We start from the raw sequence: 1,232 nt of genomic DNA on the forward strand, positions 1-1,232 counted from the left end.
CCTGTTCCTGCTAATCTTCGGCCTCGCCGGTTTGGGCGTGCTGCTGTCGCTGGGCATCTGGCAGGTGCAGCGTCTGGCGTGGAAGCAGGACGTGCTGACCGAGATCGAAGAGCGGATCTCGGCTGCGCCGGTTTCCCTGCCGCGGCAGGTTTCGGTGGATCAGGACAAATACCTGCCGGTAACAGTGTCGGGCGAAATGGAGCCTGCGGAAGTCCACGTTCTTGTTTCGCTCAAACAGGTCGGTGCGGGGTATCGCATCATTCAGGCTTTCAACACCGAAGATCGCACTATTCTAGTTGATCGGGGTTTTGTCCCGACAACTGCGAAGCAGACCGAACGTCTGACCGGTCCGATGGAGATCACCGGCAATCTGCATTGGCCAGATGAAGTTGACAGTTACACGCCCGCACCTGATCTCGACGCCAACATCTGGTTCGCCCGCGATGTGCCCGCGCTTGCGGCTGCACTGGGCGCGGAGCCTGTTCTGCTGATCGCCCGTTCGCGAACCGATCCGAATGTGACACCGCTGCCGGTGGACACGGCGGGCATACCAAACGATCACCTGCAATATGCAATCACCTGGTTTGGTCTGGCTCTGGTCTGGGCCGCGATGACTGGGTACTTCCTGTGGCGCAGCCGTGCCAATTCTGAAAGTGACGCGACATGAAATATATCTCGACCCGAGGGCAGGCGCCCGAACTGACGTTTGAAGAGGCAATGTTGACCGGGCTTGCCCGCGACGGTGGCCTGTATCTGCCCGCCGAAATCCCGGTGATGTCGCAGGACGAGATCGCGGCGCTGGCCGGATTACCCTATGAAGAAATCGCGTTCCGCGTGATGTGGCCCTATGTCAGCGGCTCATTCGCCGAGGCTGAGTTCAAGGCGATCATCGCCCGCGCTTATGAAGGTTTCGGCCACGATGCCCGCGCGCCATTGAAGCAGCTGAACGAGAACCACTTCCTGCTGGAACTGTTCCACGGCCCCACACTGGCCTTCAAGGACTTTGCCATGCAGCTGATCGGCCAGTTGTTCCAGGTGGCGCTGAAACGCCGTGGTGACCGTGTGACCATCGTCGGCGCGTCCAGCGGGGATACCGGTTCAGCCGCGATCGAGGCGTTCCGCGGGCTGGACGCGGTGGATGTGTTCATCCTGTTCCCGCATGGCCGCGTGTCCGAGGTGCAGCGTCGCCAGATGACCACGCCTGCGGACAGCAATGTTCATGCTCTGGCCGT

2 protein-coding genes are annotated in these 1,232 nt (G+C 60.9%); both read left to right on the forward strand.

The annotated features are described in order from the left end of the window. Position 1 precedes the first annotated feature (1 nt). Positions 2-667 (forward strand): SURF1 family protein, encoded by a 666-nt coding sequence (locus ACR0C6_RS21260; RefSeq protein WP_480621087.1) that lies wholly within the window; start codon positions 2-4, stop codon positions 665-667. Then, positions 664-1,232, forward strand: a 569-nt coding sequence (locus ACR0C6_RS21265; protein WP_480621089.1) for a PALP domain-containing protein, incomplete at its 3' end; no start/stop codon positions are given. The genes ACR0C6_RS21260 and ACR0C6_RS21265, both read left to right, overlap by 4 nt.

The organism is Ruegeria sp. AL12, from assembly GCF_056540885.1.